Source organism: Hymenobacter glaciei, assembly GCF_039539585.1.
Classification (GTDB): Bacteria; Bacteroidota; Bacteroidia; order Cytophagales; family Hymenobacteraceae; genus Hymenobacter; species Hymenobacter glaciei.
In genome coordinates this window covers 126,789-152,831 of record NZ_BAABDK010000034.1, presented here as the reverse complement: position 1 = coordinate 152,831, position 26,043 = coordinate 126,789, and the positions used below count along the sequence as shown (strand labels likewise).

The window sequence follows — 26,043 nt, the reverse complement described above, 5'->3', positions numbered from 1 at the left end:
CTCCGCATTCAATTCTCCCCCTTTAGTGAAAACTAATTCATCCGACCTACTTATTAAGTGTGAGGTTAAAAATGTTTTCTCATGGACAGGGTGTACACCTTTGATTGGTATGATGGCCCACGGTCAGGAGTAGCTGACTGTAATGGCCGGCCATACTTCTTCGAAAGCCAATGGGCAGACATAGGAAGTAGCGGAAAGGACTGGTACATGCTGAGCCCAATACCAGCAGAGGTATTTGTGCAGGAGACAGAGTACTGGAACCTCTGGAAGAGATACGAAGCTGGGCACGCAGCCGGAATGATAGGCGCTGAACACCACCCATTTCTACCGGCAGACCGGCCGCGTGGCGAAGCATTAGTACGCATACTCGAAGGCCAATTAAAAATTGACAGCAAAAACCATCTAATTGCGCAAGCAGAATTCTTGCCGATGGACAAATATGCGGGTCAAAATAAGGGAGCAGAAATGTGGGTTTATTGGAAAATCCTTCCCACGCCGCCATCTGAGAGTCGAAAAGTGGATTACGACTTTTAACTACTGTGTAATGAAACCCCCGCTACCTCCTGGCCGGTGGAGTAGGCTAGGCCAGATAGAAAATACCGAGGGCTGTCGCTGACTGCGGAAGCCCTCGGTATTTTATTTTCGGGGCAGTCGCTGACGGTGGCGGCCCGCTGCATGCCCTTTTGGGCCGCCCCGCTGGGTGTGGCGGGGCTTTGGGGAAAATAAAGAGCCCGGTCGCTGACGTCGGGGGCCGTCCGCCTTTGCTGCGGAGCCGGGAAAGGTGAGGAATACCGGTTACTTTGGCCGAACCATTCACATTCCTAACCTTTTCCACACCAACCACATGCAGCCTGTTCCATCTACCACGGTCGCGGCCAAGCCCAAGCCCCGCACCACCCGCAACATTCCCGAGAGCGACAAAGCCTTTTCCGAAGCCTTCGACCTGGCCGTGGCCGAGTGGGGCCAGCGGCCCCAACTCACCCTGGAGTGGACCACCCAGCCCCAAGCCCTCGCCCTGGGCACTCAATTGCGCGAAAGCCTGCGCACCGCCAGCGCCGCCGACGATGCCATCACGCCCCAAACCAAGCGCCTCGCCGAGCTGGACCGGATGATTGACGGCAGCAAGGAAACGGGCAAGCTGAAATACGTGAAAAAGGCCCTGGCCCTGCAATACGACGACGAAAACGACGGCCTGCCCTACTACGGCGAGTTCGGCATCGAGAAAGTGGGGAGCACCTACACCCTGCCCCGCGACCGCGCCGAGCGCGCCGAAGCCTTGCTCAAGCTGGTGAAGGCCCTCGGGCTGCCCAAGCACCACATGGCCGACGGCAAGTACGGCAAAGCCTTCTGGCAGAAAATTTCGGACGAGTACAACGAGTTGCAGCCCAAGGCCGCCCAGGCCACCGGCGCCCGCGCTACCGAAGTAGGCGGCAAAAACCAGTACCGCGACGGTGCCCAGGCCATTTTCGTGGCGCTGCTGCTGCTTGTCGAGGCCAACTACCCCACGACGTTCAAGGCCGAGCGCCGCAAGTTCGGCGTGCTAAAGGAGAGCTTCTAGGAGCTACCTCGACGGAAAAGCACGTCATGCAGAGCGCAGCGAAGCATCTTGCGTGCCGCCACTAATCATTACGATTGGATTACTCAAGCACGCGAGATGCTTCGCTACGCTCTGCATGACGTTCTAGCACTAAAAGCAACAACGCCCCGACCAAACCGGCCGGGGCGTTGTGTTTCTCCGCGAATCGCAGGGGGTTACTTGTCGGCTTTCACCTTCACTTTGTCGCCCTTGGCAGTTTTGGCCTTCATTTTCTTCACGTCGCCGTCGTTGCCGCCGCGCATGCCACCGCCGCGCTCCATGCGGTCGGCCTGCATGGCCGTGAACTTGGTATACTGGTCGGGGGTGAGGATTTCCTTGAATTGAGCTTCGTACTTGGCCCGGTTGGCCTGCATTTGCTCGCGCATCTGGCTGCGGTCGCCGCCGTCGCGGGCCTGGCCGCGCATAGCTTGCATTTCCTGGGTGCGGGCCAGCAGAATGGCCTCCACTTTGGTGGTTTGGTCGGCCGTCAGGCCCAACTCTTTGGTGAGACGCTCAGCTTGGCGCTTAGCCATGTCATCGGGCGCGCCTTGCATGCGACCATTGCCGCGGCCTTGCATGTTGCCGGCATTAGCTTCCGGCGTGGTGGTTTGGGCATTGGCGGAACCTACAGCAAGGGCGAAAACGGCCAGCAGGGGAAACAGAAACTTTTTCATGGAATACAAGAATGGAATGGGTGAAAAGAAAAAGGGGGCAACTGCCCGGAAAAGCCCCCGTTCGGTATAGACCGGACACAGGTCTTCGGGATTAATGTGTGGGCTCAGCGGCGATTGTCGTAGCGGTGAGCGGCTTGCCAGCGGGCGCGTTCCCGCAGGCTTACGCGGTGGTTGTGGTTGTAGCCGTAGTTGAAAAAAGGGCTATTGCAGTCGTCGTAGCAGTGGTGGAAAGGACCTGCAACTGCGAAAGAAGACACACAAGCAAAGGGGGCAGCCGCAGCGGTAATGAAAAACAGGGGAGCTTTCAGGAGTTCGGAAGAACGAGCGAAGACGCAGGGGAAGCGGTGGGCTCACAGGCTGCAGGACGCGGGCGTCAGCATGCGAGAATCGGCTCGTCCTGCCAGGGTATTTGCAAACCACTGGCCACAACCCGGCTCTAAAACACAACGTGGACGGACGGGCCGGAAATCCCGACCAATCCGTCCACTTCGCAGACTTAATCCCCGTATTTGCCTTTTCAGGTTGCTTTTGTCATTAATCTGCCAGTCCCAGTGCGCGGGTCAGCCGATTCTTCGGTACGCTGAAATCGATGCTTTGCGGGCCCTTTTTTTTCCGCTCGCGGCGTCGCTCTATCAAGGCCTGCACCTTGTCCTGGCCCTCATTGCGCGATACCAGTACGCCCACCACATCGGCTAGCAGCGACACGGCGCGTGGCACGGGCACGCTCACTTGCTGCTCGTTGGCGGCGGGCGGCGGTGCCGGGGGGGTAGCCGGTGCCGTCTGAGCCAGGCTGGCCGAGGCTTTCAGCAGCATTGCTGCCAGCAGAACAGGTAGCTTTTTCCTTAACATAACCAGCGGGTAGATGCTGCAAAGATGCCGCAGAATTCGGCGCGGTTGCCCAGCTACCCCAGTTTTTCCTTGAACAGGCGCAACGTGCGCTCCCAGGCCAGCTTGGCAGCTTCGGCGTTGTAGCGTGCCGGCGAGGTGTCGTTGTTGAAGGCGTGGTTCACGCCCTCGTACACGAACAGCTCGTACCTGGTGCCGGCTGCTTTCAGAGCCGCTTCGTAGGCCGGAATACCGGCATTGATGCGCTGGTCGAGGCCACCGTAGTGCAGCATTACCGCGGCTTTCATGCTGGGCACATCCTCGGCCTTGGGCTGTTGGCCGTAGTACGCCACCGCAGCATCGAGCCTGGGGTCGTGCACGGCCAGTTGGTTGGCGAGCCCGCCGCCCCAGCAAAAGCCCACGGCCCCGGTGCGGCCGTTGCAGTCGGGCCGGGCGCGCAGGTAATCCAGCGCTTTCAGGTAGTTGTTCCGGTTTTTCATTGGGTCGAGCTGGCCAATAAGCTCGCGCCCCTTGTCCTCATCGGCCGGGGTGCCGCCCGCTACCGAGAGCGCATCCACGCCCAGAGCCAGGTAGCCGGCCTGCGCCACCCGCCGCGTCACGTCCTTTATGTGCGGCGTCAGCCCCCGGTTTTCATGAATAACAACCACCGCCCCGCGCTTGTGGCGCCCCTTGGGGTGCACCAGGTAGCCGCGCACCGGCGAGCCGTCACCAATCCAGCTCACTTCCTCCGCCCGCAGGTCATTGGCTTCGGGCGCAACCGTAGCAGCGGCCGCGTAGCCCGGTTCCAGCACCGACAGGGCCGAGAAGGCCAGGGCCGTGCCGCCCGCCAGCTTAATCAGCCGGTCCATGAATTCCTTGCGGGTAAGCGGGGCGTGGGTATACTCGTCGAAGAGGTTGATGATGCGCTGGTCCATGGGCTGTATGTGGGAATGGGAGTAAATGAACAAATGCAACTGTGCTGCGGCCAGTGTGATGCAGCACAACAGTCGTTTAGGAGTTGTTCAGCCGAAATGCAGCTTCGGGCTACTATCCCCTCAGGCTGCTGTCACTGGCAAAGTCGTCGGTGCCGACAACGCCTGCAGTGCGCTCAAAGCGCGGTCGGCAGCGGCATGCGATACAAACAGGTGGTCGTGGTAATAGGCGGCTACCACATTGCAACTAATGCCCTCCTGCGTGAGGGCGGCCGCTACAGCCGCGGTTAGCCCCACGGCAGCCAGCGACGAGTGCACCGTCAGGGTTAGCCAGGCCATGAGGTGGCCGTAGGGTAGCCCATATTCATCGGCTACCTCGCGTGCCACAATCAGGGTGAGGCCCTCGGGTTCGCGAAACGAGCCGAGCACCAGCTCTGGCGGCAACGCAGCCGGGGCGGTCGTGGTGCAGAAAACATACTCCCCGGCGTTCAGCACGGGGCGCATTGTCGCCAACAGGCGAGCAAGGTCGGTTTCGCCGGTCATAAGCACTATTCGCCCTCGCGGTTCACGGTATCGGGGCTGAAGGCCGGCACGCAAATCGACCAGTATTCGCACTCTTCCTCAAACGGGTTGGAGTAACGCACCCGCGCGCCACCTTTAATCAGCAATGCTTGGCCAGCTTGCAGCTCTACTGCATCGCCATCTATTTCAAACCGCTTCCGGCCGCGCACCACAATGGTTATTTCATCGAAGGAGGGCGTCTGGTGGGGCTCGCTCCAGTGCGGCGGGGCCACCATGTGAGCCAGGCTGTAGGCGCTGGTGCCGGTGCTGGCTCCGCCCACGTGCTCTTCAATGAGCTTGCCATCGGTGGTGGGTACTACAAAAGGGGCCGGGTTGAGGATGTAGCGTTTATCAGACATGGTTTTGGTGGAATGGATAAGAGAGATTAAGAAGGGCCTTATGCTGAGCGTCGCCAAAACACGGCACTTCTGTGTAACACCATTGAAGCATGGTCTACGGCTTTAGCTTTTCCAGTAACTCAAAAAGCCGTGAATTGTGTTTCCAAACAAAGAAGTACGGGGTTTGCACCGCCCCAAAGCGCACCCGTATGCGCTCCACACCCGGCAGCATGCTCCCTTCAAAGTCAAAGCAATCAAGCCCCAGTACTTCGCTGGCAAAGCAAATAGCCTCCCAGGCCAGCAGCACACCCGCACCGCTGGCGCGCAGGGCCGGGTCGTCGCCAGCGAGCAGGAAATAGGCCGTGGTCGCATCCCAAATCAGGTAAGCCACCGAATGCACCTGGTCCTTTTCATCTACCGCAAAAAACAGCTCCCTAGTGCCGGCAGAAGCCAATGCAGCGTCAAGCTGCCGAAACTGCGCCAGCGAATACGGCGCGGGCAGCTTCTGTCGCTGAAAACTGAGCATGTTGACGCGGTAGAACTCTTCCAGCGACCGGTCGTGCACCACGCGCACCTGTTGCCGGGCCAGCCGGATGTCGCGCCTGATACCGGTGCCCAGTCCGGCTTCCACTTGCGTCAGGTGGCGTAGTTGCTTTAGTCGGTAGGTATAGTAGGTCGTTTGCCTGTACTGTTGCCAGTAGAACGGTAGCCAGTTGGTAGTGGTGGGGTAGAAATTCTGCTGAAAGGAAGCAAAAGCCGGCAACTGCACAATCAGTGCCTGTAGCAACTCGTGCTCCTTCGGCAGCTGGCTCCGAAACTCGGGCAGTAGGTACGGCCCCAGCCACTTCACAAAGGGCGGCATCGTGACGTAGCGGAAAGGACCTTTCTGCTTGAAAAAAAAAGGCAAGGCAGCCACTACCCGGCCTTTCTCCTCGGCCAGCACCACGTCCCAGGTGCCACCCCCGGCGCAGGCATCGAGGTACCACGGCTGGGCAAACACCGGCACGTCGGGCGCGGTGCGGCAGAAATCGTGGTAGTGGGCTTTCGCAGGCATTGGTGCTGCGGTTATTTGGCCGGGGCCGCCGGGCAAGGGCCGGGCGTAGTGCGGCGCACGCCTGCGTTAGCCGCTGTGCAGGGGTTGGAGTAGGTTTTGCCGTCGCAGCCGCACACCGGGTTGTACTCCATGGTGCAAATTCCCTGCGGATTTATGTTGCTGGGGTCAATGCAATTATCGGCTGCTGTGAGCGCGGCCGGCCGCTGGCAGCCCAGCAGCAGTATGGTTGTGCTTATAGCCCAAAACGTTTTCATAAAGCCGGAATAGGAGAGGGGCGAATCTACGCCGGCGGCCCGGATTTTCGACTTGCAGCACATCCCGGGCCAAAGTCGTCGAAAATTTGCCAGTAACCTCAACCTAGGAACGCTCCATTCGTATAGCCTGCCAGAACAAGCGTCGTCGCCAAACAAAACCGCTGGTTTTTAATTTGCCTCCGCTTCCTCCACTGCACACACCAAAACCACTTTCACCCTTCATTACCCTACACCATGTCGTACCACGAAGAAGACAACAACGCCGGTAAAATCCTTTTAGCTGCTCTCGCCGGTGCCGGCGCTGGCATTATTGCCGGCATGCTGCTGGCTCCCGACAAAGGTTCGGCCACCCGCGAAAACTGGAAAGGCGTAGCCTCTAAATACAGCGGCCAGCTCGGCGAGCAGGCTTCGAAGCTGGGCACTGACCTCGAAACTAAATTCAAAGAATACGCTGGCAAACTCGAAGACCTCGGCGTAACCCTGCCCGGCAGCAGCCTGAAAATGAAAGGCAGCTGGGATGAAATCAAAGGCAAGCTGAAGGAGCAGTATGCCCAGCTGACCGACGATGACCTGACTTATGCCGAAGGCAAAGGCGACGAGCTGGTTGGCAAACTGCAGGACAAGCTCGGCAAAGGCAAATCTGAAATCACCAAAATGCTGAACGACATGTAAGTCGGCCTATCGTGCCGCATGTCCAGAAGCCCCGCACCGCAAGGTGCGGGGCTTTTTTTCTGTTTAAACCAGCGGGCTGGTTTCCGCGTTATTCAATCATCGCATCATTCCTATTCCCCTGCGAACCCATTTTATGAAAGACGACAAAGGCAAAGTCATTTTCTCGCTCATCGCCGGCGCTACCGCCGGCATTGTGGCCGGCTTGCTGCTGGCCCCCGAAACCGGCGACGATACCCGTTCCAGTCTGCGCAAGTCAGCTGCCAAGTGGGTAGACGACCTCAGCAAGCTAGCCAAAGACGCCCTGACCAAGGTGCAGGGCGAGGCGCCGGGCCACCCCAACCCCGATGCTGCCGTGAGCGAAGACAAGGAAGCTGCTGACCGTCTCCTACAGGGCCTGGGCACTGGCACAGTCTCCACAGCTCACACCCACAACGCCGATAACTCCGACTACGACGGGTTCGGCGACGACGCCCGCCATCAAGCCATCCACTAGGTTGCTGGTCGGCCCAAATTTTATACCCGCAGCTGTAACCCCTGCTCAAACGATTGCGTAAAAGCCCACGTAATCGCCTTGAAAGAAGGCCGTACTTACTACCCGCAACCTTGTCAGTCGGATAATTTGAAGGAGAATGGCAGTGCCATTTAAGCTTGACTTAACCAGGACTGGTGAAGATTGCAGGTATTAACTAACGGTTCGAAGGGTAAGGAGATTATAAGAAAAGACCCGTACGATTTTCGTACGGGTCTTTTTTATTTTAAGTGTCTGATTATATACGAGCTTATTTCTCTTCCTGCTTCTCCTTCTGCACATTTTCCGGCTTCATCTGCGGGAAAAACAGTACATCCTGAATGGAGTGTGAGTTGGTCATAATCATGCTGAGGCGGTCGATGCCGATGCCCAGGCCGGCTGTGGGTGGCATGCCGTATTCCAAAGCACGCAGGAAGTCCTCGTCGAGCACCATGGCCTCGGTGTCGCCGCGCTTGCCCAATTCCAACTGGTCCTCGAAGCGCTGGCGCTGGTCGATGGGGTCGTTGAGTTCGGAGAACGCGTTGCAGATTTCCTTACCGTTGCAAATAGCCTCGAACCGCTCCACCATGCCCGGACGGTCGCGGTGCTTTTTGGCCAGCGGCGACATCTCTACCGGGTAATCGGTGATGAACGTGGGCTGAATAAGCTTGGGCTCAACGTGCTCGCCGAAAATCTCGTCGATGATTTTGGCCTTGCCCATGCTAGGGTCGAGGTGCACGTGCAGCTTGGCTGCAGCTTCGCGCAGCGCCGCCTCATCCATTTCGCCGATGGCTACACCGGTGTACTTCTCAATGGCCTCAAACATGGTGTAGCGCTGCCAGGGCCGCTGGAAGTTGATGAGGTTCTGCCCCACCTGTACTTCGGTCTGGCCGTGCAGGGCCATGGCCACACGCTCCACCATTTCCTCCACCAGGTCCATCATCCAGGCATAGTCCTTATAGGCTACGTACAGTTCCATCTGGGTGAACTCCGGGTTGTGGAAACGCGACATGCCCTCGTTGCGGAAGTCCTTGCTGAATTCGTACACGCCATCGAAGCCGCCCACAATGAGGCGCTTGAGGTACAACTCGTTGGCAATGCGCAGGTATAGCGTCATGTCCAGCGTGTTGTGATGCGTGGTGAAGGGCCGTGCCGCCGCGCCACCGTACAGCGGCTGCAGAATCGGAGTTTCTACTTCCAGGTAGCCCTTGTCATTCAGGAAATTGCGCATCGACTGCACCAGCTGTGTGCGCTTGATGAAAGTATCGCGCACGCTGGGGTTCACCACCAAGTCCACGTAGCGCTGGCGGTAGCGCTGCTCGGGGTCGGTGAAGGCATCGTAAGTAGTTACCTCGCCGGTGGTTTCGTCTTTTTGGGTCTTCACCACTGGCAAAGGGCGTAGGGCTTTAGCCAGCAGCTTCAACTCAGTAACGTGAATAGACGTTTCGCCGACCTGAGTCTTGAACACACGGCCTTTTACACCAATGAAGTCGCCCAAGTCAAGCAGCTTCTTGAAGACTACATTATAAAGCGTCTTGTCTTCGCCGGGGCAAATTTCGTCGCGGTTGACATAAAGCTGAATGCGGCCCGAGGTATCCATCAATTCCGCAAACGAGGCCTTGCCCATTACGCGCGACGACATCAGCCGGCCCGCCAGCGTTACTTCCTGGAAGTTGTTGAGCTCGGGGTGGTAGTTGTCGTGGATTTCCTTGGCGTAGAACGTCACGTCGTACAGCTCCGACGGATATGCTTCAATGCCCAGCTTTGCCAGCTCTTCGAGCTTGTTGCGGCGTAGTTGTTCCTGTTCGCTTAAGTGTTGCATGGTTGTCTGAACCACGGATTTTTCGGATTTATCGAATTTCCCGGATTTCGGGGACGACCAATCACAGCACCTGTAACACAGGCTCCGGCCGTGGCGCCGGTATAGAATGAACCGCAAAAGTACGGCACGAAAAAGCCGCTCCGAAACCGAAGCGGCTTTCCATGCATAAAATCCGGTCAATCCAGTCTTTAGGCGGCCAAACGGTACTCCGGTGCCTCAGCATTGATGGCCGGTGCCGAAGGCGGGGTAGGGGCCAGCACGGGCTCGACGCGGGTACGCAGTCGCTCCTGCACAAAGCCGGCCTGCAAGTGTGCTGGCAACTCAGCCACCAGCTGGCGGTAGCGCTCCAAGCCCAACGCCTTGGCCACGTAAGTCTCGTGCACGCCGTTGAGGTAGCTCACAATATTCAGCAGCGAGGCATGGAACAGGCCAAAGTCAATGTCAGCCTCCACATAGCGCTCAATTTCACGGCTGGTCTGCGAAATGCGCAAGCGGCCCAGCAGGTCAAAGATGGTCGTGTAGCCCAGGCGCCAAGTAATCTGCTGCCAATGGGCTGCCGTCCACTTATCCAACGGCCGGCCAGTCTTCTGGCTACGAATGGCCGTGTTGGGGTTCGCCTGCACCTGCGCGCGGGTCCACTGGGCTTTCATTTTGCGCGTGGTGCGCAGAAACTGGCCTACCTGGGCCTGCGCGTCAATCTCCTTGCTGGCAATGTGCAGCCCGGCTTTGTAGCCTGCCAGCGGCAAGCGGTGAATGCTGAAGTCGCCATAAGCGCCGGCCGCGTAAAACGAAACCGGCCGCGGGTAGGCATTCTTCACCACCAGCCGTCCTACCTCGCGGCGAAGCAGCTGGCCGTTGTTCGACCGCACACCGGTGGTATACAGGAATGCCTGCAGCCCCGACCAGATGGCGTGGTAAGCCTGTGGAAACGTCCAGTGTAGTGCATTGCGCAGGAAGTTCTCGTCGCCCAGCTCAGCTGTGGCGCGCAAGGCGTACTCCGTGCTCCAGCTCGTGTGCAGCAGCTTGGTTAGGGCCGCCACGTCGGCATCATTCAGCTCGGCCGAGTGACTACGGAAAAATGGCAGGTTTTGCAAACCACCCAGGGCGTCGTCGTTCTCCTGGATGTGATAGTTAATGGCAAAGAAGTAGTTGAGAAAAACCTGGGCCGGAATGGATTTGCGCCAGGTTTCGTCAGCTAGCTTCTGATTAGGCTCCTCGGCGATAGCAGCGGCCGACGGGTGGAGCGGGATGATGCGGGTTTCCTCTTGAGTCGTCATGCTAAACAAACAGCAGCGGACTCGTTTTTAGTTGCATGAATACTAATTTTTTTGACAAATTTTACTAACAATATTCGTATTGATTATCAGTGTATTATGCGCGTGATTAGCTGCCTTATGAGATTGGTTTTGTAAAGGTGATTTGCTAACAGAAATGCAGGTGCAAAGAAGCACAAAAAAGCCCCCGCTTCTATTGAGGCGGGGGCTTAACTGGTTACGGATTAAAACAGCACAGATTACACTGCTGGCGTTATACTACTTACTTCAGCTCGTCTTGAATCACTGCTACGGCTTCGCCAATTGTGATGTCTTTTTTTAAGCTTTTGGTAAAGCGGGCGGCGCGGTTCACCCTCACCGTGTCGCCGTTTACGGCGCGCACATCGGCAGCCAGGGGCGAAAAGGCTAGCGCAGTAGTGGTTTTCTGAGCGGCCTCGTAGCGGTCCGAAATGGCTTTGGCTTGCTTCTGCTCGGCGCGGTAGGCACTCAACTTCAACGAAACCACGGTTTCATCCTTGCGCTTGCGCATGCTCTTCACCATCTCATCCATTACCCGGAAGCTGGGGTTGGTGGCAATGCGGGCTTTGCTGCCTGCCCGCAGCTTATCAAGCGCCGGAGCCGAATCCCAGGCCCGGTAGCGGGCCGGCTGAATCTCGTCCCATTTCAAAGGGTAGTCCGACTCCTTTTCGCCCTCATCAAGGTAAGAGTACAGGTCGGGCACCACAATGTCCGACACCACACCCTTGAACTGGGTTGAGCCACCGTTGACGCGATAAAACTTCTGAGTCGTGAGCTTCAGTGAGCCAATGGGCTTGATGTTGTTTAACTCCGAAGGCAGGGCCTCATCGAGGTCGAAGATGCGCTGCACCGTGCCTTTGCCATAGGTGCTGGTCGAGCCCATGATAACGCCACGGTGATAATCCTGAATGGCGGCTGCCAGAATTTCCGAAGCCGAGGCGCTGTACTTATTCACCAGTATCACCAGCGGACCACTGTACTGCACGCGCGGGTCGTTATCGGTTAGCACCTGGGTATGGCCCTGGCCATCGCGCACCTGCACCATGGGGCCACTGGGCATAAACAGGCCGGCCATAGACACGGCGTCGCTCAGCGAGCCGCCGCCGTTGAAGCGCAAGTCCATTACCACGCCCTTCACTCCTTCAGCATTCAGCTTGGCCAATTCCTTCTTCACATCATCGGCCGAACTGCGGCCGCCGTTGTCGTTGAAATCAGCATAGAAGCCGGGCAGACGCAAATAGCCAATCTTCTGGCCTTTGTCCGTGATGACCGAAGACTGCGCATATTTATCATCAACCACTACCACGTCGCGAACGATGGGAATAATCTTGGTGCTACCATCCGGTTTCTTCACAGTGAGGCGTACCTCCGAGCCTTTTTTGCCCCGAATCAAGGTCACCGCCTTTGCCGTGTGCCAGCCTTCAACACTTACCGGTTCGGCTGCTCCCTGTGCCACGCGCAAAATGGCGTCGCCTTTCTTCAGCTCGCCCTGGCGTGCCGAAGCCGAACCCGGCATGATTTCCTCGATATATATAAGGCCGTCCTTTTCTTTGAGCGTAGCACCAATTCCCTCGAAGCGCCCCGTCATCTCATAATCGAAGTCCTCTTTGGCTTTAGGGGCGAAGTATTCGGTGTGAGGGTCGTACGTGTTGGCAATGGTGTTGGCGTAAGTAGCCAGTCGCTCGTTGGCATCTACCTCGCTCATCTCCACAAACTGCTCATCGTAGTACTTCAGCACGCGCTTGCGCGCTTCAGCCTCCATCTCGGCAGGAGTGCGCACTGGCTCGGCAGTAGTAGGAGCCGACGTGTTTGCGGCAGCCGGTGCGGCAGTCACACCACTGGTTTTGGCTTGCTTTGCTTTCTCCTGAGCTTCCATCATTTCCGAAACCCGGCTTAAGGTTTCGTACTTCAGCAGCTTGCGCCACAACTCTCGTTGGGCGGCTTTATCAGCGGGAAAAGGTGCTTTTTCAAAATCAGTTTGAAACGACTCATCCGCCGTGAAATCAAAAGGCTTGGCCAAGGTTTCACGGTACAGGCTCTGCATTTCTTTGGTGCGGTCGGCCATTAGCTTGGTGCTCAGGTCAAGAAACTCATGGGTGCCGTTTTTAACTTCGTCGTCAATCTGCGTCTGGTAACGCCGCAATTGCTCAACGTCCGAAGCAAGCAGAAACTGCTTGCGGTAGTCGAGGTGCTTGAGGTAAAGGTCAAATACCCGTTTTGAGAAATTGTCATCAACTTTCTCGGGCTGGTAATGCGCTTCCGACAGGCCCCGGAGCATGGTGCCAATGAGCACTTGGTCCTTGGTAGGTACTGCCGAGTCTGCCCGGCGAAACAAGCGATATGAGGCCAGAACAAATACGGCTGTCACCAAAAAGGCATACAGCCCGACCTTCAAGCGGGGAGAAGACATCAGCAAAGAATAATAAGCAGGATGAAACTAAATATAAGGAGATTGCATAGCAACCCGAGTGGCCCTTTAAGACGACGAAAGAGCCCTTATCAAGGCAATACGTGCTTCAATCTGATAAAGAGGAACCGCTGACTTCTACAAACTCGCTAAACTGAGCGAAGGTTGCAATAAAAAAGCCTTTCCCAGATGGGAAAGGCTTTTTTGCTGACTTACAGGTTAAAACCTGCGACCAAACTAGTATTTGTAGATTTTATCGCCGTTGTGGCGACGGAATTCTTCTTCAAAATACTTGGCATCTTCGGCATTGCGGGGCTTCACACCCATTACAATGCCACCGTTCTTGATGCCGCTCTCGTATTCAGCTGCATGCTCCTCGGGAATGCCCGAACCAACCAGTGCGCCTACCAAGCCACCCGTGAGGCCACCGGCACCGGCACCGGCCAATGCAGCTGCCAACGGACCAGCAATGATGAGGCCCAAGCCGGGCAGTGCTACCGACGTGCCAATGGCTGCGATAGCGCCAATAATAGCACCAGCCGTGCCTCCGATAGCCGAACCTACACCAGCACCTTCCATGGCTTTGTCGCCGAGGTCGGTATGGGCGGTATCATCGCCGAAGTGAGTTTTGCGGGTATCGTCCGACATCAGCAGGTTCACATCGTCCTTACCGTAGCCACGCGAATGCAGCGACTGGTAAGCTTTCTCAGCGCTGCTCCGGTCACGGAACATGCCGCTCATCGAACCACCATCGCGGTAAGGCTCGCCGGTTACAGCGTGTGCTGCGCTATCGGCGGTGTTCTGAACGCCATCAACGGCGCGGCCTACAACGGCACCAGCAGTGCCAGCTATTGCGGCACCCTTAGCGGTTGCGCTGAAGTCATCGCCATCAACATTGTGGTTTTGCGGGTTGTTCGAATCGTTGGTATTCATGGTATGGGTATGGAAAGTGGAACGTAAAGCCAGCTCAGCGGCTGGTTGATGGGCTTAACGGGACCAAGCCAGCGCAGGTTACATTGGGAGAGAAGGGAAACTATGGTTTGGTTAGGTTTTACTGAGAAGGCACTATTCTCTGATGACAATCCCTAAAAACCAGATTAACATATAGTTGACCTTATTATGAATTGCTGCTAAATACTGTGGATTTCACAAGCCCAAAAGTTCGATTTTGCAGTAATTTTATACATTCACCAGCGAGATTATAAAGAATCATAGGCCATCGCATCAGTCGAAGGAACTGACCTGCCCGGAGTAGTAACCCTCAAGTCGGGTGCTTCATCTACCAGAAATAGCAAGCAAGGCGGCCCGTTATCAAAAACACTATTATCATTTAACCAATAATTTGCTAGGGATAGCATAGCTGGCAAAAGCCGAAATCAAGGATTAATGTTGGCGTAACAAAAAAACTTGTAATACCTTGCCAACGGATTACCCTTTCGGGATGTCTCGGTTTTCTTTTTTTCACCTTCTTACATTTCACTCACCACTTCCAATTTTTACATGAAACACTTTTTTTTCATGGTCCTCTTACTGATGACCGGCCTGTTGCAGCAGGTTCATGCTCAAAACCGCTCCCTTTCCGGGCGAGTGACTGACCGGTCGAACGGTCAGGGCCTGCCCGGGGTGACTGTCTTGGTAAAAGGCACCACGGTGGGCGTTTCAACCAATGTCGACGGCAGCTTCTCGCTGGACGTACCGGCTTCGGCCACGACATTGTCTATCAGCTCGATAGGTTATGTAACCGTAGAGCAGCCAATTGGCAGCAACGCCACCTTCAGCGTGTCGTTGGTTCCCGACGCCAAGCAGCTTGGTGAAGTTGTGGTGACCGGTGCACTGGGTATCCAGCGCCAAGCTCGCGAAGTAGGCTACGCAACTGCCACTCTGGATTCCAAAGAGTTGACGCAGGCGCGCCCAACCAACTTTGTAAACGGTTTGGCAGGTAAGGTTTCGGGTTTGCAGATTCAGACGCTGAACAACAGCGTTAACTCTACCCCCCGTGTAACCTTGCGCGGCAGCCGTTCGCTCACGGGCAACAACGAAGCCCTGATTGTAATCGACGGTGTGATTACGACCAACGAAGTACTCGGTGCTCTGAACCCTGACGACGTTGCCTCTACTTCGGTACTGAAAGGTGCCAACGCCGCCGCGCTTTACGGCTCGCAGGCTTCGAACGGCGCCTTGATTATCACTACCAAGAAAGGCAGTGCTGGCAACTCGCAGGTGACGTTCTCGCACACCTCGCAATTTGAGTCTATTGCCTTCCTGCCCAAGTTCCAAACCGAATTTGGTCCTGGCTCCCCCGACTGGTTCACCAATTCTGGTGCCACTCCTTTTACTTCTGACAACTCGATAGACGAAAACTACGAGCACCAGTACCAAGGCTTCGAAAACCAGCAGTACGGCCCTCGCTTCGATGGCTCGATGCGTCCTTTTGGCTACGCATTGCCTGACGGTACGGTGCAGATGGTTTCGTACGAAGCACGTCCGAACGAGCGCAAAAACTTCTTCAATACGGGCTACCAGTCGCAAAACGGGGTTACTTTTTCGGGCGGTGATGAGAAGACCAAGTTCTTCGCTTCGTACCTGAACACGCACAACAACGGCATTGTACCGAAGGATAAGTTTGACCGGAACAACTTCCGTTTCAATGCCTCGCGCGATTTCGGCCGTCTGAACGTAGGCTTCAACGTTGCTTATATTAACCGTAAAACGGACGCGACGGCAAACCAGGACCAGAGCACTTCCATCTACTGGAACGTATTCAATACCTCGGTAATGGCGCCTCTGTCTCAGTACAAAGACTACGAGAACGACAAGTTCTCGGATTCTAACTACGGCTACTACAACGCCTACTACTACAACCCTTACTTCGTTCTCGACTACAACCGCCTGCGCGATAAGCGCAACACGTTGCAGGGCGATATCAGTGCTTCGTTTAAGGTGTACGACTGGTTGCGCTTGCAGTACCGCATCGGTACCACCACCAGCTCGCAGCAGAGCCTGACCACCCAGAACAAGTTCACGCTTGCCAGCGATAGCCACAAGCAGATTTCTCCCTATCCGGGCTACTTCCGCGACCTGAACACGAGCCTAAGCCGTGTAAACTCGGATTTCTTCATCACGGCTGACAAAACGTTCGGGGATATCAATGTAAAGGCCATCGTTGGCAACAACGTGCAATTACTTGACAGCCGCTTCGCCCAGATTGCCTCAACCGCACTAGCTGTGCCGGCTCCAACCGAGCAAATCAACCTGAGCAACCGCATCGGTAACCTCGATGGTTTCAGTGGCCGTTTCCAGACTCGTCTGTATGCTTTCTACTCTGACCTGACCCTGGGTTATAAAGACTTCCTGTTCGTTCACGGCTCGGGCCGCTACGACAATACTTCGATTCTGGGCAAAGGCAACCGTAGCTTCTTCTACCCCGGCGTAGATGCTTCGTTCGTGTTCAGCAATGCCATCCCGGCACTGAAAGACGTTTCCTTCCTGGATTACGGCAAGCTCCGCGGCGGTTATACTCTGGTTAGCCAGATTAACCTGAGCAGCGCTACCGGCCTTGGGGTAGCTGAAACCGGCGGTGCTTATGCGTTGGCTTCTACCTATTCGAACGGCGGCGGCTTCCCATTCGGCTCGAACCCTTCGTTTACTGCCAACGGCGGCCTGGTGCAGGACAACCTGCTGCCCGAAAACACTCGCTCGGCTGAAGCCGGCCTTGAGTTGAGCTTCCTGAAAAGCCGGGTAACGGCTGGTGTTACTTACTACAGCCAGCAGAGCACCAACCAGACTATTAGCACGACCATTCCGTTCTCGACCGGCTACCAGTCGCTGTTGCTGAATGCCGGTGAAGTGCGCAACTACGGTCTGGAGGCTGACCTGAACATTACGCCTGTACGTACCGAAAACGGCCTTACCGTAACGGTGGGTGGTAACTTTAACTACAACAACAACGAAGTTATTTCGCTGCCTCCTGGCCTGACCCAGCTGAGCTTGGTCGGTTCCGGCCGCTCCGATATCAACGCTGACCTTGTGGCCGTGGTTGGTCAGCCTTTCCCCGTTATTCAGGGTACTTTCTACCAGCGTGTAGCCGAAGGCCCGCAGGCTGGTAAGATTATCATGACCAAGGTTACGGACCCGAACGATGCGAGCCTGGTGCGTTACGTGCCTCTGAAAGACCCAGGTACCAAAATCTTCGGCAACACGCAGCCCAAGTACAAATACGGCTTCAACAGCTCGGTATCGTTCAAAGGCTTCACGCTGGCTGGCCAGGGCGAACTGCGCACCGGCTACGTGGTGTACCACGCCATTGGTGCCGACCTCGACTTCACCGGCGGCGGTGCACGTAGCGTTCAGTACGGCCGTCAGGACTTTGTGTACCCCAACTCGGCTATTCCTGTTGTCAACGGCGGTGTAACCACTTACGTCGACAACAGCGGCGACAAGTCGGTGCTGACCCCTGGCGGTTCGGAGTTCTGGGCTAACAACCCTACCTGGAACCGTGGCATTGCCGAAAACTACGTGACCTCGGGCATGTTCTTCAAAGTGCGTGAGGTATCGCTGAGCTACGCCGTTCCAGCCGCTCTCACTTCGCGACTTGGTTTCGTAAAAGGTGCTTCGGTGAACTTCTTTGGCCGAAATGTCTTTACCTGGGTTCCGAAAGAGAATATCTACACCGACCCGGAGTTTAGCGCCACTCAGCCAGGTAGCAATGCAATCGGCATTAACACCTTCCTGCAGACGCCTCCAACCAAATTCTACGGAGTTACCCTCACCGCAACTCTTTAATCTTCATCAAGATGAATAAATTAGCTAAATTGCTATTTGCAGCCGCGCTTACCACAATGGCGAGTAGCTGCGAATCGTTTCTGGATGTTAACACGAACCCGAACCAAGTAACTTCGGCAACGCCCGACCAGTTGCTGGGCAATGCTCTTACTGTTACGGGCGCTGTTTACACGAACTACAACGCCTTCTCCAACTTCCAGATTTACTGGACCAAGTCGAATGCAGTAAGCGGTTTCAACGAGGAGCGCAGCTACAACTATTCCAGCACTTACCAGCAGGGGTTGTTCAACGGCGCTTACGATAACCTGAACGACTACAACCTCATTCAGCAGTTGGGCGCTACTACCCACCCGAACCATGCGGCCATTGCCCGCATTATGAAGGTGTATGACTTTCTGCTGTTGGTAGATGAGTACGGCGACATTCCTTACACCGAGGCACTGAAGGGCAAGGCGAACATTACGCCGAAGTATGACAAAGCTGAGGATATCTACAAGGATTTCATCGTGCAGCTTAAGGGTGCGCTAACTGACATCAATGCTGCCTCCGCTGGTCGGGCAGTAGGGGCGGAAGACGTTGTGTTCAGCGGTAACATGGCCCAGTGGAAGCGTTTTGCTAACAGCCTGCGCCTGCGCATTCTGTTGCGCGAATCGAATGTTGCGTCCCTGAACTCGTATGTAGCCGCCGAAATGACTGCTCTGCAGGCAGATGCTACCGCCAACGGCGGCTTCATCACCTCTGACGTGTTAGTACAGCCTGGTTTCGCCGCAAGCGCTGGCCAGCAGAACCCTTTCTACAATACCTATGGGTTTGCAGTAGGCTCGCCTAACACTACTTCAACCTACCGTTTCATCCTGCCGACCAACTTCCTTCTTAATCTGTTTGTCAACAACAACGACCCCCGCGTAACGCAGGAGTATCGGCCAGTTGGTGCAGTTAAGGACGCCAGCGGCAACCAGACTGTTGCTGGTACCTATGCCGGTAGCAACTTGGGCGAAGGTGGATTGTCGCCGACTACGGGCTCTACATTCCAGGCGGCATTGGGCGGTAACCCTGCTGGTACCTTTGCTGGTACTTTCCTGCGGAGTGCCAACCAGCCGGTTGTCTTGATGCTGTTGGCAGAACAACTGTTCTCGAAATCCGAAGCAGAAACGCGTAGCCTGTTGACTGGAAATGCTAAAGCTGATTACTTGGCTGGTATCCAGGCATCGTTCAACACGACTTTCCGCAATGCACCTGCTCCTACGGCCGCTAACCGCCTTGTAAATGGCGGCGATATCGACCCGGTGAGCAATTTCAACAAGTACATTGCTGCTAACGTTGGTAATGGGTTGGTAGACTGGGATGCCACTACCACGCGCGACACTGATACGTATGGCAAAATCATCCCGGGCACGCGCACTGTTAGCACGGTGGAGAAAATTCTGACGCAGAAGTACCTGGCCGAAAATACCATTGCCGGTACCGAAGCATGGGACGACTACCGTCGCACCTTGTTGCCACGTATTCCTATGTCGACCGCTCCATCGGTTCCGGGACAGCGGGCCAAGCGTTTGCTGTATCCGCAGTCGGAAATCAACACCAACAAGGCGAACGTACCGCTTACCACTACGCAGTACGACCGCATCTTCTGGGTTCAGCTGTAAGAAGCTTCAAAACATAGTAGCAAAAAGGGCTGCCCATTTGGGCAGCCCTTTTTATTTGCTCGGCAACGTAACGAGTAGCTGGCGACGGGCAGTTTCGCGTCGTGTTTTAACTCTGCATCAAGAACCCCTTGATAAACTCGTCCAGGTCACCATCGAGTACGTTCTGCACATCGGTGCGCTCGATGCCAGTGCGCAGGTCTTTGATGAGCTTGTAGGGGTGGAGTACGTAGTTGCGAATCTGAGAACCAAAGTCAATGCGCTTTTTAGTTGCTTCTACTTTGTCGCGCTCGGCGTGGCGCTTGTCCATCTCAATCTGGTAGAGGCGCGACTTAAGCATACGTAGGGCGTGCTCCTTGTTCATCAGTTGCGACCGCTCAATTTGGACGGCGATGATGATGCCCGACGGCGCGTGCGTGAGTCGCACGGCAGTCTCCACCTTGTTCACATTCTGACCACCCGCACCGCCGGCCCGGAAGGTATCCCAGGAGATGTCGGCGGGGTTGATTTCGATGTTAATGGTGTCATCAATCACCGGGTAAGCAAATACCGAGGCGAAAGACGTGTGCCGCCGGCCGCTGCTATCGAAAGGCGACATGCGCACGAGGCGATGCACGCCGATTTCGCTTTTGAGGTAGCCGTAGGCGAAATCACCGTCGATTTCGAGCGAAGCCGATTTAATGCCTGCACCTTCGCCAGGCTGATAGCTGAGTTGCTTCACGCCAAAGCCATGGCTCTCGGCCCACATGATGTACATGCGCATCAGCATCTCGGCCCAATCCTGGCTTTCGGTGCCGCCAGCTCCAGGGTTGATGTCGATAACAGCCGAAAGTTGGTCTTCCTCATCAGAAAGCATGCGCTTAAACTCCAGCGCTTCTACCTTCTTGAGGGTGGCATCGTAATCGGCCTGCATTTCGGCTTCGGAAACTTCGCCGTCGCGGTGAAAATCGAAGAGAACTTCTGTGTCGGCCAAAGCTTGCTGGACGGCCTCGAAATCATCGGTCCAAGTCTTTACAGCCTTAATTTCGCGTAAGGTTACTTCCGCCGCTTTCGAGTCGTCCCAGAAGCCAGAAGCCATGGTTTGCGCTTCAGCAGCAGCTATTTGTTCTTTGCGGGCATCGTAGTCAAAGATACCTCCTCAGGGCCTCGGCGCGGCCCTTCAAGTCCTTAATCTGGTCTTGGGTCATTAGTGGAAAGTTGGGAGATGAAACCGGTCCGGCCCGGCAGCCGTTGGTTGCCGAAAGGAGCGGAGCAAAGCGCAAAAGTACCGCATTATTGGGCGGAACGGTGCCCGGCAGCGACAGTGTATCTTTGGCCCTGTAGCGGCGGTCTACTGCGGGCGCTACAGTGTGGTAATCAACTTTCATGAGTACAGAAGAGCTAAAGCGGGATTTTGAATCGGCTCGCATCAAGCATGTGCATTTCAAGAGCAAGGTTCGCTCCTACCTGTTTGGCAACAGCGGTGAGATTGGGCCTTTACGCGACCCGGAGCAGTGCAGCCTGGGAATATGGGTTGCCGAACGCCTGCGTGGCCGCGGAGCCTATGCCCATCTGCTTGAGGCTCGGCAGTTTGACCAGAAGCACGTGCTCATTCACGCAGAGGCCAACCGGCTGATGGACCTGCACGATGCCGATGATAGGGTGAGCACTGACTTCACCCTGCTGCAACAATTGGCCGATGAAATGGTGAATTTGTTGCATACCATGGAGGCTAAACTGCGTACCGAGGCCTGACCATTGCGCCAATACAGAAGACTCCATGAAAACAACGCTCACGACCAAACTTTTTGGAGGCATTACGCTGCTAATGGTGCTGTTTGCTGGAGTGGTGGTGTTTTCGTACCGGTTAGCGGGGCAGGTGCTGCGCAATTCGCAGCAGGTAGAAGCCTCCCAACGTGTTTCGAACGACGCTGCAACGCTGTTGCGCAACATCGTGGACATGGAAACCGGTTTTCGTGGCTATCTGCTCATCGGCAATGAGCAAACCCTGGCCCCCTATTATTATGGAGAGCGCGAGTTGGTGGGCCGCTTTTCGAGTTTGCGCGATTTGGTGCAGAACGTGCCCAACCAAGTGCAGCGGCTTGACCAAACGCAACGCCTGTTTCAGCAATGGACCAGCTATTCCCATTTGCTGATTGCTGAAAAACGGGAAGCCCGCCTCCGCAATCAGCGGCAGCGCGGGCTCGAGGGACTGGCGCATCATCGGCTGGCTGAAAACCTGTCTGGTAAGCATATTATGGATGGCATGCGAGCCCGGCTCGCCGAGTTTGAACGCCAGGAAGCAGCTGCGCGTCGGCAGTTGCGCCAACGTCTGGACACCAGTATTGTACGGGCCGAATGGCTTTCCGCCGGCCTAGCGGTGGCAGCCCTGGTGCTGGGGTTGCTGGGGTCGGCATATTTGGTCCGGAGCTTTTCGCGCCGCCTGCGCAACATGGTAGACTTGGCCCGGCGCATGGCCGATGGCGATTATTCGACCCAGATAACGGATACCGCGCACGACGAGGTGAGCGAGTTGACCAGCGCCCTAAACGCCATGGCCCGCACCGTAGGCACCAACATTGCCCAGCTAGAAAACCGCAACCAGGAGCTCGACCAGTTTGCCTACGTGGTTTCGCACGACCTGAAGGCACCGCTGCGCGGCATCGAAAGCGCCTCGCGCTGGATTGAGGAAGACATCGGCCAGGAACAGCTTCCCGCGCACATCCGAGAGTTTCTGGGGCTCATGCGGCAGCGCGTGCACCGCATGGAAAAGCTCATTACCGGCATTCTGGACCTGGCCCGCATTGGGCGCATGGCCCGCGAGCAGGAAACGGTGTTTGTGCGCACGCTGCTGCGCGACATTATTGATTCGCTGGGCCTGCCCGAAGGCTTTGCCGTTGAACTGCCCTTCTTTCTGCCCACGCTTACCACCGATGCCGTGCAGCTGCAGCAGGTTTTTACCAACCTCATCAGCAATGCGGTGAAGTACCACGACCGGCCCGCAACGGGCCACGTGGTAATTGGCTGCGATGATGCGGGCGAATTTTACTCGTTTTCGGTGGCCGATGATGGGCCGGGCATCGACCCGGACTACCACGAGCGAATTTTTGTCATTTTTCAGACCCTCACCGAGCGCGACACTCTCGAAAGTACCGGTGTAGGGCTGGCTATTGTAAAGAAGATTGTCGAGCGCCAGGGTGGCCGCATCACCATTGAATCGGCTGAAGGCCAGGGTGCGAAATTCATCTTCACCTGGCCCAAGCAGCCGGCCAAGGTGAAAGCAGCGGTTGCAATAGCATCATAATTGGTGCGCCTTGCGTAAGCTGGTCTGGCCACCGGCCCCGGGTATATTCCCGCAGTAGCCATTTTCTTACTTATGTCTCCCGACCACCTCGCTCCCAGTATCCTGCTTGTAGAAGACGACCAGATGGACGTCATGAACGTGCAGCGTGAATTGCGGCGCCAGAACATCAACGTGCCCATTATCCACGCCCGCAACGGCCGCGAAGCCCTGAAAATGCTGCGGGGCGAGGGCGGCGAAACTAAAATTGCCCGTCCCAGCTTGGCAATGCTCGACATCAACATGCCCCGAATGAACGGGCTGGAGTTGTTAGAAGCACTGCGCGCCGACCCTGATTATGCGGACCTGAACGTGTTCATCATGACCACGTCGGACCTGGATACGGACCGCCTGAAGGCGCAGCAGCTGGCAGTGAGCGGCTACATTATCAAGCCGCTGAACTTCGACACGTTTGGCGAGGGCGGCAGCAGCGTCGACGGCTTCAGCCTGTTTCTGGACTTGCTGAAGCTCAAAGAATAGCTTTCGTCGGCGCTTACAGCAGCCGAAAACCCATGCGGTGATGAGGGCTAGGCCCGTGTGCCCGAATGGCTGCCCGATGGCTGGCCGTGGGATAACCTGCGTTTTGCTGCCAGCCGTAAGCCGGAAATTCGGCCGCCAATTCTTCCATGTGCTCGTCGCGGAAGGTTTTGGCCAGCACCGAGGCGGCGGCAATGTGTCGGTATAAGCCATCGCCGCCCACCACGCACGTGTGTGGATACCCTGCCAAAGCGCGGAATCGGTTGCCATCGATGGCCAAATGCGTAGGCGTTACCGCCAGCGCCGAAACGGCACGGTGCATGGCCAAGTAGCTGGCCTGTGCGATATTGAGCCGGGCAATTTCTTCAGTAGAGGCCTGCTCCACGGCCCATGCCACGGCCTCGGCGCAGATTTGGGGGCGCAGCACCGCCCGCTGCTTGGCACTGAGTTGCTTGGAGTCGTTGAGCAGGGGTGAGGTAAAGTCTACTGGCAAAATAACGGCGGCGGCAAATACCGGACCTGCGAGGCAGCCGCGGCCTGCCTCGTCGAGGCCCGCTTCGAAAGGCTGGGCGGTGCAGGAAATAAGGAGGGGAGTACGAACAGGCATTGAGACAAAAATACGCCCTCCAACTGAGCTAGTGCCTGCAAAAAAAAAACTGCCCCGACGGGGCCACCTCTCGGGCGGCCCCCGTCGGGGCAGACAAAACGCTTGGTAAGCCGGAAAACAGAAGCGTGTTTACTTATGGTCGCCGGCGCTGCTGCCGGTTATGTTCGACGCATCTTGGCCCCGAACAAAGCCCTGACTATCGCGCGGGGCAGTAGCCTCATCAATATCGGCTTCCTCGTCGCTGGAAATGTATTCGTTGGTGGTGGGGCCAAGGCCGCCGGTGGTTTTTGCAAGCTCGGCTTCGGCTTCGGCGTGGTGAAGGTTGAAGAGCGGGTCGCCGATGGCGGGCGCTTTGACGGCGGGCTTTTTGGAGTTGGTTGCCATATGGAGAAAGGAGCAGCCGGAATATAGGCGGCGGCCTCTGCATGCATACGGAGGGAGTTCGGACGAGGTTAATCGCCTGCATGAGGTACACACCCGCGCAGGTCGAAATGGGGAATGACTTTAAGGGCACAAAAAAAGGTCACCGCACGAAGTGCGGTGACCTTAAAGTGGCGGGTCCGGCCGGAAGGTGTCTACCCCACCTTTTTGGCCAGAGCGCCGCCGCACGAGAGGTCCTTCCTTTCCACATTTCCAGCCCGTGCGGGGTACTTATGATTCAAAGGTACAGAATTGATAGAGGGGTGCGCAAGTATTTTTTGGTAAACGCCGGGTTTATGCCGACCAATTGACTAGTGGAGACGGCGGATGAAAGCTATTGGTCGGCGAATGGAAGTCGCGTTGGACTGGCTCCCCGTATTTTTGCCTGCCGATACCCTCACTTTTTTGTTGCCATGTCCCAATCTTTGCCACCATCCGTCGACACCAACCACAACCCGTGGCAAACGCTGGCTTCGGAAGTTAAATATCAAAACCCGTGGATTTCGGTGCGCGAAGATGCGGTACTCAACCCCGGTGGCGGCCGCGGCATCTACGGGGTAGTCACCATGAAAAACAAAGCCCTGGGCATTGTGCCCGTCGATGCCGAAGGGAATACCTGGCTGGTGGGTCAATACCGCTACCCACTAAACGAGTACAGCTGGGAAATTCCGATGGGAGGCGGGCCGGTCGGATTGGACGTACTGGAGTCGGCCCAGCGCGAACTACGCGAGGAAACGGGCCTGACTGCTGCGCGCTGGACGCGCATTGCCCGCCTGCATACTTCCAACTCGGTAACCGATGAGGAGGGATTCGTATTTCTGGCTGAGGACCTGACCATGGGGGAGGTGGAGCCAGAAGAAACCGAAGACCTGCGCCTCTGGAAGCTGCCATTGGCCAACGCTATTCGGATGGTAATGGACGACCGCATTACCGATGGCGTGAGCGTGGCCGGCCTCCTGAAAGCGGAGAAAGTGCTGGCCGCTCGCGCTTAGCCAGCCAACGGCGGAGGAGCTTTTTTGCCGCCATCCGCGAGGCGGCTGTTCCATTGTCTGGTTTCGTTGCGCCATGCGCAACGGCCAACTACCCTAACTTTGCTGCCATGCGCCATATGCTTCGTTACCTCGGCCAGCGCCTTTACACTACTTGGGCAGTGGTATGGTTCATTATCCCGTTCGTGTTGATTTACCCTTTACAGTGGTATTTCAGCCGGCGGCCCATGGGCGGAGGGGTTGTGCATGCACTAAACCGGTTCTGGTCGTGGCTCTCGATTACGATGTGGGGCTTGCCGGTGGAAGTAGTGCGCGAAAGCGCTGCCCCCAACCCGCAGCCCTGCGTGTATGTGGCCAACCACGGGTCGTACATCGACATTATGATGCTGTTTAAGTACGTGCCGGGGTTTCTGAACATGATGGGCAAGGCCTCGCTGGCCAAAGTGCCGGTTTGGGGACCCCTCTTCGGGAACGTCTACATCACCGTCGACCGCAACAGCGCCGTGAGCCGGGGACGGGCCATGGTGGCAGCCCGGCGCGGCCTCGCGGCGGGCAAAAGCATTGCCATTTTCGCCGAGGGCCGCATCTCGCCCCGGCCTGGCAAAGAACTGCTTCCGCTGCTGGACGGGGCTTTCCAGATGGCCATTGAGGCTGGCGTGCCCTTGGTACCGGTGGGCATGCCCCTGAACCACATGTTCATGCCCGACGTGGCCAAGAGCTTGCGCGTGCGCTATCATCGCCTCAAGATAGTTTTTCACACGCCCATTCCCACCACCGGCCTCACGCTGGCCGACATTCCAGCTTTGAAGGACCGGGTAGCGGCCCTGCTCAGTGGTGATTTCCTGCCCGAAGGAGCCGTGAAACCCGGCCCGAGCACTTAGCGTGCTCTGG

The 26,043-nt window shown here is 56.5% G+C and carries 26 protein-coding genes; 11 read left to right on the top strand and 15 right to left on the bottom strand.

Translation table 11 applies throughout. The features are described 5' to 3' along the window. The first annotated feature begins 90 nt into the window (after positions 1 to 90). A complete protein-coding gene (locus tag ABD837_RS23330) occupies positions 91 to 534 on the top strand; it encodes a hypothetical protein (RefSeq protein WP_345059414.1) in 444 nt (147 codons plus the stop codon). A 310-nt stretch (positions 535 to 844) separates the two neighbouring features. Further along, positions 845 to 1,558, top strand: a complete 714-nt coding sequence (locus tag ABD837_RS23325; protein WP_345059412.1) for a hypothetical protein — start codon at positions 845 to 847, stop codon at positions 1,556 to 1,558. Between the two features lie 194 nt (positions 1,559 to 1,752). Here ABD837_RS23325 and ABD837_RS23320 read toward each other — a convergent pair whose 3' ends face one another. From ABD837_RS23320 to ABD837_RS23285, 8 genes are all read right to left on the bottom strand, one after another. Beyond that, positions 1,753 to 2,250, bottom strand: coding sequence for a hypothetical protein (locus ABD837_RS23320; protein WP_345059410.1), 498 nt, complete (start codon positions 2,248 to 2,250; stop codon positions 1,753 to 1,755). A 104-nt stretch (positions 2,251 to 2,354) separates the two neighbouring features. Beyond that, a complete protein-coding gene (locus tag ABD837_RS23315; RefSeq protein ID WP_345059408.1) occupies positions 2,355 to 2,507 on the bottom strand; it encodes a hypothetical protein in 153 nt (50 codons plus the stop codon). 277 nt (positions 2,508 to 2,784) lie between these two features. Continuing rightward, positions 2,785 to 3,063: a hypothetical protein gene (locus tag ABD837_RS23310; RefSeq protein ID WP_345059406.1), complete on the bottom strand. Its 279-nt coding sequence runs from the start codon at positions 3,061 to 3,063 to the stop codon at positions 2,785 to 2,787. A gap of 89 nt (positions 3,064 to 3,152) precedes the next feature. Then, the gene (locus tag ABD837_RS23305; RefSeq protein WP_345059404.1) at positions 3,153 to 4,010 is read right to left on the bottom strand and encodes a dienelactone hydrolase family protein; all 858 of its coding nucleotides are present in this window, start codon (positions 4,008 to 4,010) and stop codon (positions 3,153 to 3,155) included. Between the two features lie 120 nt (positions 4,011 to 4,130). After that, positions 4,131 to 4,550, bottom strand: coding sequence for an ACT domain-containing protein (locus tag ABD837_RS23300; RefSeq protein WP_345059402.1), 420 nt, complete (start codon positions 4,548 to 4,550; stop codon positions 4,131 to 4,133). A 5-nt stretch (positions 4,551 to 4,555) separates the two neighbouring features. After that, positions 4,556 to 4,927, bottom strand: a complete 372-nt coding sequence (locus ABD837_RS23295) for a cupin domain-containing protein (protein ID WP_345059400.1) — start codon at positions 4,925 to 4,927, stop codon at positions 4,556 to 4,558. 94 nt (positions 4,928 to 5,021) lie between these two features. Further along, positions 5,022 to 5,960, bottom strand: a complete 939-nt coding sequence (locus tag ABD837_RS23290) for a GNAT family N-acetyltransferase (protein ID WP_345059398.1) — start codon at positions 5,958 to 5,960, stop codon at positions 5,022 to 5,024. Positions 5,961 to 5,971: 11 nt separating this feature from the next. Further along, complete coding sequence (locus ABD837_RS23285) at positions 5,972 to 6,214, bottom strand: Kazal-type serine protease inhibitor domain-containing protein (RefSeq protein WP_345059396.1); 243 nt, start codon at positions 6,212 to 6,214, stop codon at positions 5,972 to 5,974. Between the two features lie 234 nt (positions 6,215 to 6,448). Here ABD837_RS23285 and ABD837_RS23280 point away from each other — a divergent pair, with 234 nt between their 5' ends. Both ABD837_RS23280 and ABD837_RS23275 read left to right on the top strand, forming a co-directional pair. Continuing rightward, positions 6,449 to 6,886, top strand: coding sequence for a CsbD family protein (locus tag ABD837_RS23280; RefSeq protein WP_345059394.1), 438 nt, complete (start codon positions 6,449 to 6,451; stop codon positions 6,884 to 6,886). Between the two features lie 133 nt (positions 6,887 to 7,019). Continuing rightward, on the top strand, positions 7,020 to 7,379 hold the full coding sequence (locus tag ABD837_RS23275) for a YtxH domain-containing protein (protein WP_345059392.1): 360 nt from the start codon (positions 7,020 to 7,022) through the stop codon (positions 7,377 to 7,379). A gap of 286 nt (positions 7,380 to 7,665) precedes the next feature. Here the strand turns inward: ABD837_RS23275 and lysS are convergent, their stop codons facing one another. From lysS to ABD837_RS23255, 4 genes are all read right to left on the bottom strand, one after another. Next, the gene (gene lysS, locus ABD837_RS23270; protein ID WP_345059390.1) at positions 7,666 to 9,216 is read right to left on the bottom strand and encodes a lysine--tRNA ligase; all 1,551 of its coding nucleotides are present in this window, start codon (positions 9,214 to 9,216) and stop codon (positions 7,666 to 7,668) included. A 188-nt stretch (positions 9,217 to 9,404) separates the two neighbouring features. Beyond that, on the bottom strand, positions 9,405 to 10,493 hold the full coding sequence (locus tag ABD837_RS23265) for a hypothetical protein (protein ID WP_345059388.1): 1,089 nt from the start codon (positions 10,491 to 10,493) through the stop codon (positions 9,405 to 9,407). 259 nt (positions 10,494 to 10,752) lie between these two features. Next, a complete protein-coding gene (locus ABD837_RS23260) occupies positions 10,753 to 12,918 on the bottom strand; it encodes a carboxy terminal-processing peptidase (RefSeq protein ID WP_345059386.1) in 2,166 nt (721 codons plus the stop codon). Between the two features lie 234 nt (positions 12,919 to 13,152). Then, positions 13,153 to 13,848 (bottom strand): hypothetical protein, encoded by a 696-nt coding sequence (locus ABD837_RS23255; RefSeq protein WP_345059384.1) that lies wholly within the window; start codon positions 13,846 to 13,848, stop codon positions 13,153 to 13,155. Positions 13,849 to 14,415: 567 nt separating this feature from the next. Here ABD837_RS23255 and ABD837_RS23250 point away from each other — a divergent pair. Both ABD837_RS23250 and ABD837_RS23245 read left to right on the top strand, forming a co-directional pair. Continuing rightward, complete coding sequence (locus ABD837_RS23250; RefSeq protein WP_345059382.1) at positions 14,416 to 17,697, top strand: SusC/RagA family TonB-linked outer membrane protein; 3,282 nt, start codon at positions 14,416 to 14,418, stop codon at positions 17,695 to 17,697. Positions 17,698 to 17,708: 11 nt separating this feature from the next. After that, the gene (locus ABD837_RS23245) at positions 17,709 to 19,343 is read left to right on the top strand and encodes a SusD/RagB family nutrient-binding outer membrane lipoprotein (protein ID WP_345059380.1); all 1,635 of its coding nucleotides are present in this window, start codon (positions 17,709 to 17,711) and stop codon (positions 19,341 to 19,343) included. A gap of 106 nt (positions 19,344 to 19,449) precedes the next feature. On the opposite strand, the gene prfB is transcribed toward ABD837_RS23245, so the two are convergent. Beyond that, positions 19,450 to 20,527, bottom strand: a protein-coding gene (prfB, locus tag ABD837_RS23240; protein ID WP_345059378.1) for a peptide chain release factor 2 whose coding sequence is annotated in 2 segments (ribosomal slippage) — positions 19,450 to 20,466 and positions 20,468 to 20,527 — 1,077 coding nt in all. Because the reading frame shifts where the segments join, the coding sequence is not laid out codon by codon here. Between the two features lie 178 nt (positions 20,528 to 20,705). Between prfB and ABD837_RS23235 the strand changes: the two genes are divergently transcribed. From ABD837_RS23235 to ABD837_RS23225, 3 genes are all read left to right on the top strand, one after another. Next, positions 20,706 to 21,074 carry a CZB domain-containing protein gene (locus tag ABD837_RS23235; protein WP_345059376.1) on the top strand — a complete coding sequence of 123 codons (369 nt, stop codon included), beginning with the start codon at positions 20,706 to 20,708 and terminating at the stop codon, positions 21,072 to 21,074. A 25-nt stretch (positions 21,075 to 21,099) separates the two neighbouring features. Continuing rightward, positions 21,100 to 22,623: a sensor histidine kinase gene (locus ABD837_RS23230; RefSeq protein WP_345059374.1), complete on the top strand. Its 1,524-nt coding sequence runs from the start codon at positions 21,100 to 21,102 to the stop codon at positions 22,621 to 22,623. 72 nt (positions 22,624 to 22,695) lie between these two features. After that, on the top strand, positions 22,696 to 23,139 hold the full coding sequence (locus tag ABD837_RS23225; protein WP_345059372.1) for a response regulator: 444 nt from the start codon (positions 22,696 to 22,698) through the stop codon (positions 23,137 to 23,139). 13 nt (positions 23,140 to 23,152) lie between these two features. Here ABD837_RS23225 and ABD837_RS23220 read toward each other — a convergent pair whose 3' ends face one another. Further along, positions 23,153 to 23,743 (bottom strand): ribonuclease HII, encoded by a 591-nt coding sequence (locus ABD837_RS23220; protein WP_345059370.1) that lies wholly within the window; start codon positions 23,741 to 23,743, stop codon positions 23,153 to 23,155. Between the two features lie 129 nt (positions 23,744 to 23,872). Beyond that, complete coding sequence (locus tag ABD837_RS23215) at positions 23,873 to 24,127, bottom strand: hypothetical protein (RefSeq protein WP_345059368.1); 255 nt, start codon at positions 24,125 to 24,127, stop codon at positions 23,873 to 23,875. 449 nt (positions 24,128 to 24,576) lie between these two features. Here ABD837_RS23215 and ABD837_RS23210 point away from each other — a divergent pair, with 449 nt between their 5' ends. Next, entirely contained in the window at positions 24,577 to 25,155 is a 579-nt protein-coding gene (locus ABD837_RS23210; RefSeq protein WP_345059367.1) for an NUDIX domain-containing protein, read from the top strand. A gap of 107 nt (positions 25,156 to 25,262) precedes the next feature. Further along, a complete protein-coding gene (locus ABD837_RS23205; RefSeq protein ID WP_345059365.1) occupies positions 25,263 to 26,033 on the top strand; it encodes a lysophospholipid acyltransferase family protein in 771 nt (256 codons plus the stop codon). Positions 26,034 to 26,043: the final 10 nt, after the last annotated feature.

What these genes read in the sequence shown, in the direction of transcription:
- ABD837_RS23205 (WP_345059365.1), top strand. Translation starts at nt 25,263, where the DNA reads ATGCGCCATATGCTTCGTTACCTCGGCCAGCGCCTTTACACTACTTGG.
- ABD837_RS23325 (WP_345059412.1), top strand. Translation starts at nt 845, where the DNA reads ATGCAGCCTGTTCCATCTACCACGGTCGCGGCCAAGCCCAAGCCCCGC.
- ABD837_RS23310 (WP_345059406.1), bottom strand. Translation starts at nt 3,063, where the DNA reads ATGCTGCTGAAAGCCTCGGCCAGCCTGGCTCAGACGGCACCGGCTACC.
- ABD837_RS23305 (WP_345059404.1), bottom strand. Translation starts at nt 4,010, where the DNA reads ATGGACCAGCGCATCATCAACCTCTTCGACGAGTATACCCACGCCCCG.
- ABD837_RS23225 (WP_345059372.1), top strand. Translation starts at nt 22,696, where the DNA reads ATGTCTCCCGACCACCTCGCTCCCAGTATCCTGCTTGTAGAAGACGAC.
- ABD837_RS23275 (WP_345059392.1), top strand. Translation starts at nt 7,020, where the DNA reads ATGAAAGACGACAAAGGCAAAGTCATTTTCTCGCTCATCGCCGGCGCT.
- ABD837_RS23320 (WP_345059410.1), bottom strand. Translation starts at nt 2,250, where the DNA reads ATGAAAAAGTTTCTGTTTCCCCTGCTGGCCGTTTTCGCCCTTGCTGTA.
- ABD837_RS23250 (WP_345059382.1), top strand. Translation starts at nt 14,416, where the DNA reads ATGAAACACTTTTTTTTCATGGTCCTCTTACTGATGACCGGCCTGTTG.
- ABD837_RS23220 (WP_345059370.1), bottom strand. Translation starts at nt 23,743, where the DNA reads ATGCCTGTTCGTACTCCCCTCCTTATTTCCTGCACCGCCCAGCCTTTC.
- ABD837_RS23210 (WP_345059367.1), top strand. Translation starts at nt 24,577, where the DNA reads ATGTCCCAATCTTTGCCACCATCCGTCGACACCAACCACAACCCGTGG.
- ABD837_RS23295 (WP_345059400.1), bottom strand. Translation starts at nt 4,927, where the DNA reads ATGTCTGATAAACGCTACATCCTCAACCCGGCCCCTTTTGTAGTACCC.
- ABD837_RS23280 (WP_345059394.1), top strand. Translation starts at nt 6,449, where the DNA reads ATGTCGTACCACGAAGAAGACAACAACGCCGGTAAAATCCTTTTAGCT.
- ABD837_RS23285 (WP_345059396.1), bottom strand. Translation starts at nt 6,214, where the DNA reads ATGAAAACGTTTTGGGCTATAAGCACAACCATACTGCTGCTGGGCTGC.
- ABD837_RS23215 (WP_345059368.1), bottom strand. Translation starts at nt 24,127, where the DNA reads ATGGCAACCAACTCCAAAAAGCCCGCCGTCAAAGCGCCCGCCATCGGC.
- ABD837_RS23230 (WP_345059374.1), top strand. Translation starts at nt 21,100, where the DNA reads ATGAAAACAACGCTCACGACCAAACTTTTTGGAGGCATTACGCTGCTA.
- ABD837_RS23260 (WP_345059386.1), bottom strand. Translation starts at nt 12,918, where the DNA reads ATGTCTTCTCCCCGCTTGAAGGTCGGGCTGTATGCCTTTTTGGTGACA.
- lysS (WP_345059390.1), bottom strand. Translation starts at nt 9,216, where the DNA reads ATGCAACACTTAAGCGAACAGGAACAACTACGCCGCAACAAGCTCGAA.
- ABD837_RS23265 (WP_345059388.1), bottom strand. Translation starts at nt 10,493, where the DNA reads ATGACGACTCAAGAGGAAACCCGCATCATCCCGCTCCACCCGTCGGCC.
- ABD837_RS23290 (WP_345059398.1), bottom strand. Translation starts at nt 5,960, where the DNA reads ATGCCTGCGAAAGCCCACTACCACGATTTCTGCCGCACCGCGCCCGAC.
- ABD837_RS23300 (WP_345059402.1), bottom strand. Translation starts at nt 4,550, where the DNA reads ATGACCGGCGAAACCGACCTTGCTCGCCTGTTGGCGACAATGCGCCCC.
- ABD837_RS23245 (WP_345059380.1), top strand. Translation starts at nt 17,709, where the DNA reads ATGAATAAATTAGCTAAATTGCTATTTGCAGCCGCGCTTACCACAATG.
- ABD837_RS23235 (WP_345059376.1), top strand. Translation starts at nt 20,706, where the DNA reads ATGAGTACAGAAGAGCTAAAGCGGGATTTTGAATCGGCTCGCATCAAG.
- ABD837_RS23255 (WP_345059384.1), bottom strand. Translation starts at nt 13,848, where the DNA reads ATGAATACCAACGATTCGAACAACCCGCAAAACCACAATGTTGATGGC.